Annotated in this window: 6 protein-coding genes; all 6 read right to left on the bottom strand. The window is 60.1% G+C overall.

Translation table 11 applies throughout. The features are described from left to right. Positions 1–185: 185 nt before the first annotated feature. Positions 186–1,334, bottom strand: coding sequence for a D-alanine--D-alanine ligase family protein (locus AC0AP0_RS06325; RefSeq protein ID WP_490429757.1), 1,149 nt, complete (start codon positions 1,332–1,334; stop codon positions 186–188). A 309-nt stretch (positions 1,335–1,643) separates the two neighbouring features. Next, positions 1,644–2,645 (bottom strand): NAD(P)H-dependent glycerol-3-phosphate dehydrogenase, encoded by a 1,002-nt coding sequence (locus tag AC0AP0_RS06320; RefSeq protein ID WP_490429755.1) that lies wholly within the window; start codon positions 2,643–2,645, stop codon positions 1,644–1,646. A gap of 113 nt (positions 2,646–2,758) precedes the next feature. Beyond that, positions 2,759–3,652, bottom strand: a complete 894-nt coding sequence (locus tag AC0AP0_RS06315) for a lysophospholipid acyltransferase family protein (RefSeq protein WP_490429754.1) — start codon at positions 3,650–3,652, stop codon at positions 2,759–2,761. Between the two features lie 14 nt (positions 3,653–3,666). Continuing rightward, on the bottom strand, positions 3,667–4,989 hold the full coding sequence (murA, locus tag AC0AP0_RS06310) for a UDP-N-acetylglucosamine 1-carboxyvinyltransferase (RefSeq protein WP_490429756.1): 1,323 nt from the start codon (positions 4,987–4,989) through the stop codon (positions 3,667–3,669). A 149-nt stretch (positions 4,990–5,138) separates the two neighbouring features. Continuing rightward, entirely contained in the window at positions 5,139–6,191 is a 1,053-nt protein-coding gene (locus AC0AP0_RS06305) for a CPBP family intramembrane glutamic endopeptidase (RefSeq protein WP_490429753.1), read from the bottom strand. Positions 6,192–6,294: 103 nt separating this feature from the next. After that, positions 6,295–8,427 (bottom strand): CPBP family intramembrane glutamic endopeptidase (locus AC0AP0_RS06300; RefSeq protein WP_490429752.1); only part of this gene is annotated, 2,133 nt, incomplete at its 5' end.

The raw sequence follows: 8,427 nt of genomic DNA, 5'->3' as shown, positions 1-8,427 counted from the left end.
TCGCCGCCGATATGCAGGATGCCGCCACCCGCGCTCTTGCCGGCCAGGACTATCTGGTCCAGGAGGCCGAGCTCCAAACAAACGACATTGAGCATTAATCAGATAATTTTCTCATCGTGCAGGAGAGAGCAAAAGCAGCATCTTCCTTCTTGTGAGATACTTCAAGCTCCCGTAGAGCTACAGCGTCAGGCCGATATACCCTCGATCAGGTCAGTAATCAGATCGGTGTAGGTGATCCCCGTGGCCTCCCAGGCCTTGGCATACATGGAGATAGGCGTGAAACCAGGCATGGTGTTGATCTCGTTGACGATGACCTTGTCTTCGGGTGTTACAAAGCAGTCGACACGACTCAGACCAGCGCCGTCCACGGTTCTGAAAGCCTTGGCAGCCAGGTCGCGAACCTTCTGAAGAGTCTCTTCTGGCAGGTCGGCAGGAACCTCCACATGGGAAGCGGAGGAGTCCACATACTTGCTGTCGAAGTCGTAGAAGGCCTCGTCCTGATCAGCCTTGTCCAGCACCACCTCGCCAGGCCAGGCCGTACGGGGCTGTCTGTCCTTGCTGGAGGCGAGCACGGCGCACTCGATCTCCCGCCCCTCAATACCCTCCTCTATCAGGACCCGCCAGTCATGCTTTGCAGCCTCGGCGACTGCAGCAGCCAAGGCTTCGGCTTGGGGCTCTTCTACCTTGACCACACCAAAGCTGGATCCTGCACGGGAGGGCTTGACGAAGAGCGGATAATGCAACTCCGCCTTCTCCACAGCGGCCAGCAGGTCGGCTCCGGATCGCTGTTCACGGGAGTCAATGGTGATGCCAGGAGCCACAGGTATGCCGGCTTGGCTGAGCAGAATCTTGGTGTAGTGCTTGTCCATGCATGCAGCAGAGGCGAAGACCCCGCATCCGACGTAGGGCAGACCCATCATTTCAAGCAGGCCCTGCAGGGTGCCGTCTTCACCATAAGGGCCGTGAAGCACCGGGAAAACCGCATCAACATGCCCCAAAGGCTCCAGGGAACCGACTGCGCTGGAAGATTGGGCGCCAGAGATCAGATCGGCATGGTCGCCAATCAAAAACCCTTCCCGGCCGCGAGCCATGTCGAGAATGACCGGACGGCTGCCTTCGGTTATCTGCACGGTTGGCAGACTGGCATCGCCCAGACCCCACTGCCTGGGATCCTGACCGCCGATGATCCAACGACCGTCCTTGGTGATGCCAATAGGTATGGGCTCGTATCGATCGATATCAATGGCGTTGAGCACGCCAGCCGCCGACACGCAGGATATGGAATGTTCGTCGGCACGCCCGCCATAAAGCACTACAACACGTTTCCTGACCATCATCCCTCGGCTTTCCTCATCCTGGACATGATTTTCAACATCACGCACCTGCCCGAGCAGATGCATCATTCAAGACAGCAGAATATCCCCTCGGCAGGCAGCAAGGCTTGGTCGGAGTCGCTCATCCACAAGCTTGGCACGAACAGGCATGATAGGCCAATGCAGGAGTCAGACAAGCCAGGCGCACATCTTGATCCGGAAATCATTCATCGCCGATCAAAAGGTTGATAGCGCATGCTTCACAGCCTTCGCACACCCTCTATAGCCCTCAGGATTTTCTGATGGGCACCATTTTGATGATTGTCAGACTCACTCTGCAGTGATCTGCCCGCCGAACAGCTCGTCGATCATGCCCCGGCAGCTCAGACCCTGATCCAGCACATGGCTCATAGCCGTAGCCAGCGGGGTCGCCACCCGGTAGCGCTTGCCCAGGGCGACGACAGCATCGGTGGTGGGTACGCCTTCGGCGACACCCTTGCTGACGCGAGTGGCTTCCTCGATGCTTTTGCCCTGTCCCAAATTAAAGCCAAAAGTGTAGTTCCTGCTCAGAGATGACCCACAGGTGGCCACCAGGTCCCCGACCCCAGCAAGACCGGCGAAGGTCTTGGACTTGGCCCCGCAGGCCTCCCCCAAGGCAGTGAGCTCAGCCAGACCCCTGGCCTGGATCATGGCAGCCGTGTTCTCCCCGAATCCAGCCCCCCGTGACATCCCCACGGCCAGTGCAGTGACGTTCTTCAGCGACCCGCACATTTCCAGGCCGATCACATCGTCCGAAACGAAGGCCTTGAAATAGTCGGTCGTACAAGCACGGGCTACTCTCATGGCAGTATCGGCATCAGCGCTGGCGACCACGGTGGCGCTTGGCTCGCGGGCGGCCACCTCCTTGCTCAGGTTGGGACCGGAAACGGCCGCAAACCTGACTGGGTCCAGATCCAGCGTCTGGCAGACCACCTGATCCATCCGCCTGTCGGTTCCCCGTTCAATCCCCTTCATCAGGGAGACTGCAATGGCATCATGATCCAATAGACTCTTGAATTCCGTCAAGGCCTCACAGGAGTGCTGAGCGGCTATGGCCACGACCACGATTTCAGCCCCCGAGACGGCCTTGGCACGGTCACCCTCAGCGACGATGGCATCGGGCAGCCTCTCCACTGTTGGCAAGCGGCGAGTATTCGAATGTTGATTGTTGATTTCCTCTACGACATTCGGATCGATGTCCCACATGACCACCTGGTTGCCAGCATCAGCCAGTACCTGGGCAAAGGCTGTTCCCCATGCGCCTGCTCCCAATACCGCGATCTTCGTCATCATTCTCCTTTGCATAATGCCGTGCGCACGGGAACGCCGACCAGCAGCCTCATTCTTGTCTCTACCATCCTATGACACCACCGCCAGGCAGGAGGAATCAGAGGTGGGTTCCGGCCTTATTGCTCGCTTCTGGGCCGACGGGTCATGGTTACGTAGTCGAAATATCCAGCCGCCGGGGGCTCCTCGCCACGAATCTCGGCCATGACCTCTTCCATCCGGTTGCGCAGGCGGACACAGAGGGCATGGACGGACTGCTTGGGAGGTTCCGCACCCCACTGATCCATGTCTTCCAGAAGGTCGGAATAGTCAAGGAGCCGGTCATAGCACATGACCACGTTCTTGCGAGGCCAAGGCCACTTGTGGTTGATCGAAGCCGCCCCCCAGGTGATGCTGGGATAGAGAGGGACCATGCGACCCAGCTGCCGTGAGGCTTCCAAGGCGATGAATCCGACCCCGGGCTTGAGCGACATAGGCCACTTCAGGGGGTCACGGGTCACGGTCCCTTCAGGCCAGATGGTCAGCGGCCTGCCCGAGGTGATGATGCTGATCGACTCCTCCTCAATCGACCTGGCCTTGCCGGACTTGCGTTCGACCGGCTGCATGCCCACCATGCGGAACCAGCTGCCGATAAGGGGCCAATGAGCCATCTCGGCCTTGGCCATATAGCGGGGACGACGACCCTGGTGGAAGAGGGCCATCATGGGAATGAAAACGTCGAACTGGGTCACATGGGTGGCTGCGGTGATAAAAGGCCCGGTCTGCGGCACCCGCTCCAACCCCCAGGCATAGACTCGGCAGGAGTCACGCACCACCTGGGAGACCCCGCGCAATAGACGGGTAGTCCCCACAGGGTGCTGACCGTCTATCTCGTCCAGGGCCGGTGCGCGGTGACCAGTGGGATAGTAGCGGGTCGGATCCACCAGTCTGTGCCGCTGGGCCAGCAGGGCCACCTGCTGGTCGGGCAGGGCTGGTACCGCAGACCGGGGGGAGGGTTTGCCTTTGGAAGCCATCTATGCCTGCCGGATCAGTCGATCTGCGCGTCCAAGGCCAGTAGCTTGTCGCGGAAGTCCTCGTAACCGCGGTCAATCAAGGAGATGCCGTGGACGGTGGAGGGGCCGGAGGCTGTCAGTGCCGCAATCAGGTGGCTGAAACCGCCACGCAAATCGGGTACATCGATGTCCTGGCCGGTCAACGGGGTGGGTCCGAAGATGACCGCCGAATGGTTGAAGTTGCGCTGCTGGAAGCGGCAGGGCAGGGACCCCAGGCATTCCTTGTAGAGCTGGATGGTGGCGCCCATCTGAATCAGCGGCTTGGTGAAGCCGAAGCGGTTCTCGTAGACGGTCTCGTGAACGATGGAAAGACCCTTGGCCTGGGTCAGAGCGACTACCAGAGGCTGCTGCCAATCGGTCATGAACCCGGGGTGCACGTCGGTCTCGATGGCCACGGGCCGCAGGTCGCCGCCCGGATGCCAGAAGCGGATGCCGTCATCGCGCACATCGAACTGGCCGCCGATCTTGCGGAAGACGTTCAGGTAGGTCATCATGTCGGGCTGCTGGGCGCCCTTGACCATGATGTCGCCATGGGTGGCCAGGGCGGCCGAGGCCCAGGAAGCGGCCTCGATCCGGTCTGGCAATGAGGTATGGGTGAAGCCTTTCAGGGAGGGCACCCCCTCAATGCGGATGGTACGGTCCACGTCCACTGAGATCTGTGCGCCCATCTTCTGCAGGACCGCCACCAGATCCATGATCTCGGGCTCGGTAGCCGCCCCTGACAGCTCGGTACGCCCCTCGGCCAGGACGGCCGCCAGCAGGGTCTGCTCCGTGGCTCCCACCGAGGGGTAGGGCAGATGAATCTTGGCTCCGTGCAGGCCGTCAGGCGCCGTGATGTGGATACCGGCCTCATGCTCCTTGTCAACATTGGCCCCCAGCTTGCGCAGGGTCTCCAGATGGAAGTCGATAGGCCTGCTACCGATGCGGCAGCCGCCCAGAACGGGGATGAAAGCCTCTCCCATCCGATGCAGAAGCGGCCCGGAGAAGAGAATGGGAATGCGGGAAGAGCCCGACAGGGTGTCCACATCGGCCACATCAGCCAGCTCTACATGGCTGGCATCAATGGTGACCACGCCCTCCTGCGGACTGACATCCACCTTGACGCCGTGCAGTCTCAGCAGATCCGAGACCACCTGGACATCACGGATTTCAGGCACGTTCTTGAGCACCGAGACATCGGGAGCCAGCAGGGCAGCCACCATGGCCTTGCTGACGAAGTTCTTGGCCCCGCGGACCTGTATGGTGCCATGCAGGGGCCTGCCGCCCACCACATGCAGCACATCATTCTGTGTATTCATCTTGGCCATACATCGGCTTCTTTCTCGTATCCGCTCAGAGCCGGGCTTTGGCGCATCATCGGCCCCTATTTGCAAGTCTGCCACAGGGGGTGTGGGGACACCGTGAATTGTCGCCTCCGGCATAGAGCGTCCACCCAGTCAGATACTGATCAGGCGCCGGTTGAAACGAAGGGGGTCAGCATCGTGAAGCCCATGATCAGCAGCAGCATGATGAAGAACGGGCAGGCCCAGGCACCATAGACGTTCGTATACGTGCGGTTTTCCCGCAAAAAAGCGACGATCCTATGGCGGCCCAAGTAAAGGACCAGCACGGCTGCCAGCATGCCTGCCAATATCATGAGCACGTTGACGTAGGAGGACATATTGTCGCTCATAAACCCGAGCAGGAGTTCCAGTCCGTCACTGACGACCAGGTTGTTGAACACGTGCAGGGCTATGGACCAGAAGATGGAGTATTCGCAGGCAAGATAGCCCAGGAGCAGACCCATAATGAAAGCAAAGAATCCTTGATCCAGATCGCCGTGGAAGAAGCCGAACATAACAGCGGAGGTAACTATGGCGAAGACGTGGCCGTAGGGCTTCAGCGCGTGCAGGATAGCCCCTCTGAAGACCAGCTCCTCGATGACGGGGGCCAGCAGGCTGACGTAGATGAACATGGGAATGGTACCCGAGGCCTGCTGGATCTGCTCAGTCGTGGTCCAGGACTGCTGCACTCCCAACCGCGCCGTGGTCCAGTCCATGCCTGACTGATACCAGTCCGCCAGGGTCTGCCCAGTCAGCGTCAGTGCAAAGCATCCCAACAAAACCTGCCAGGTCATGGGGTGCAGATCAGTGTGGAATATGCCCATAGGGCCGGAATCGCAGATCTGCCGCCGCCGCATGAAGACCAGGAAGCAGAGACCTGTGCAGGCGGCGATCAGGTTGATGATGCCTCCATACTCCTTGTCAGCATGGACGATCACATACATAAATCCCGAGTGGGCAGGCACCGGATCAAACACGGCATTCCACTCCATCTGAGCCAGAACACCGAACAGAAAACCGACGCTGTTGATGATAAGCAGATAGACCAGCAGCAGGGCGGCCTGACGGTTGAGCATCCCCCTGGCCGCACTCATCCATGCGCGATCCGCCATGCCTCGTCTGGGCTTTTGAGTCTGCCCAGTCCCTGACGCGTCGGCTGCCGTAGCTGTCTGCCCCATGTCACCATGCCCTTTCATGATCCTCTGCAGGTTTGGCCATCCGGCACTGACCTCCAGCTGGTCCAAGTCTACGCCACCACTGGCAGCCCCAATGCGTCATGCTCTAGAGCAGACCGGGCACGAACTTGAAGACTGTAAGCAGCAGGCAGAGCAGCAAATAGAGCAGGAACCAGGGCTGCCTCCAGGAAGCGTAGGTTCCCTTAGGGGCTCGATAGCGCCGCCGGTAGTCAAACAGACTGGCGCGGTGCAGGAAGAACATGACCAGTCCAGCCAGAACCAAGACCAATGCCACTGCCAAAATCGACATACGAGCAGTTCGTGGAGCGCTCATCAGGTAACGGTTGGGCAGGCCGCTGAAGAGCAGATCGCCGACCACACGGGCTCCAATGGCCCAGACAAGGCCATACTCCAGGGAGCAATACCCCAGTGCCAGCCCCAGCAGGAAGATCCAGAGCCCAGAGACCGGGTCACACTGCAACAGTGCGCAGAGCAGGGATGCGGTCAGGATGGCAAAGACTCTGCCGAACCGGCGCAGCCCGTTGAGGATGATGCCACGGAAAACCAGCTCCTCAGCCAGAGGAACCGCCAAGAGGGCATACACGGCCATCATCGGCGAGGAAGTGCCGGTGACCAGCAGACTGCGCGAGGCCAGGGAGGGGATGTGCAGAAGCAGACAGAAGTGGTTGAAGAACTTGTTCAGTCCATGGACCATTCCTTGGCCCAGCAGAAGCACCGCTACAAGGGCCAGCAGAGCCGCCAGCGTCATTCTTCTATCTGTTCGCCAATGGACAGCGTCCTGTCCTCGCTGCTCCTTACCTCGAATAACGCTCCACTCTGAAATACAGGCATAGGCCAGCGCCAGCAGGACCGACAGGAGAGTATTCCCATCGGACATGAAGACAATGGCTCTCGGATCCTTGACCCGCTCCATGATGACCGGCAGGATCATCCCCGAACCGACCATGAGCATCAGAACGGATATGGCAAGGTAGACAAAGGCGAAGGCGGCCTGGCCGTTGACGGCGTGGAGAACCCCCGAACTGGCCCTGTAGGAGACGGGCTTGCCAGAGGGTGCCGATTTGGTGGCCGTCTGTGGTTTCGTCTTGGCTTGAACCTGGGCCTTGGCTGCTGCCGAAGCATTCGGCGTGCCCTCGTCCAGCTTGCTTGAGACGCCAACGTGCTGCGCGGCTGGAGCCGATGTATTCGCTGCCTTGGCGGAATCAGACGGAGTGGGTTGGGCACCGACGGATTGAACTTCACCTACTGTCTGGACGGCCTGCACAGGCTGAACGGCATGATCCGCCTGAGCGGCCGGAGTCCTCGGTGATGACGAAACGGTCCGGCCACCTGTGCTGATGCCGCCGACCTCGGCCAGCTGATCAACTACCCGTGGGGTCGAACAGACCTGGCGCCCCGGATGTTTGGCGCCACTGGCAACGGATTGTGCAGCTGCGACGCTCTGACCTGAAGCTGATGAACCAGCGATAAGCGAGTCCCAGTCGGCATTTGAGCGGCGAACGACGACCGGTCGATCGGTGAACACCACTGGGGTCGGAGACTGCTGAACATACACTTTTGCAGGTGCGGAAGCCGCTGTATCCGACTTGGCAGACAGCGAATCCGCCGAAGCGGCAACCGGAGAGGCCCCAGCCGCAGCCTTCGGCTTGGACTCAGCCGGTTCGGCGGACGAAGAACCGGGGGCAGATGCTGTTGAAACGGCAGAACCTGTAGCCTTGGTTGGCGAGGCAGGAACAGATGTGGCAAGAGACGAAGCCTCGGCAGCAGGGGCTTTGGGCTTGCCTGCATGGGTTTTTGCTGCCGGCTTGCGGCCTTTGCCCATATTCCAGGAGAAAACCGGAGCATCACTGACTTCCGGCTTGGTCCAGGACCAGACAACCTTGGCTGCAGAATGATCCTGCTTCTTCGGAGCCTTCGTAGCTTTGGGGGCCTCCAGATCACGGCGAATAACCACGCGCCGGGGTACAGACCCCTCGCCGGGCCCCTTCTCTCCGTGCTCGTCGGCAGACAGGTCCGTCGGAGGAAATGCTGGAACAGCCGGTTGACTGGCCATAGTGACCGATGTCAAAAAATCATCGGATCCAGGAAGCACCGAGGGTCGTTCACCGACAGGCATGGTCCCCGTGTGCCCACGATGGCCTGCCCCTTCAGCGCCCGGAAGCACAATCTTTCTATGGGCGATTCGTCCCGGGTAGGCCAGGCCATCATCCACGGCCTG

It is taken from the genome of Bifidobacterium sp. POST2/T3 (B1) (assembly GCF_058197115.1).
Note: the sequence above shows the minus strand (reverse complement) of the source record. Positions and strands in the feature narration are given on the sequence as shown.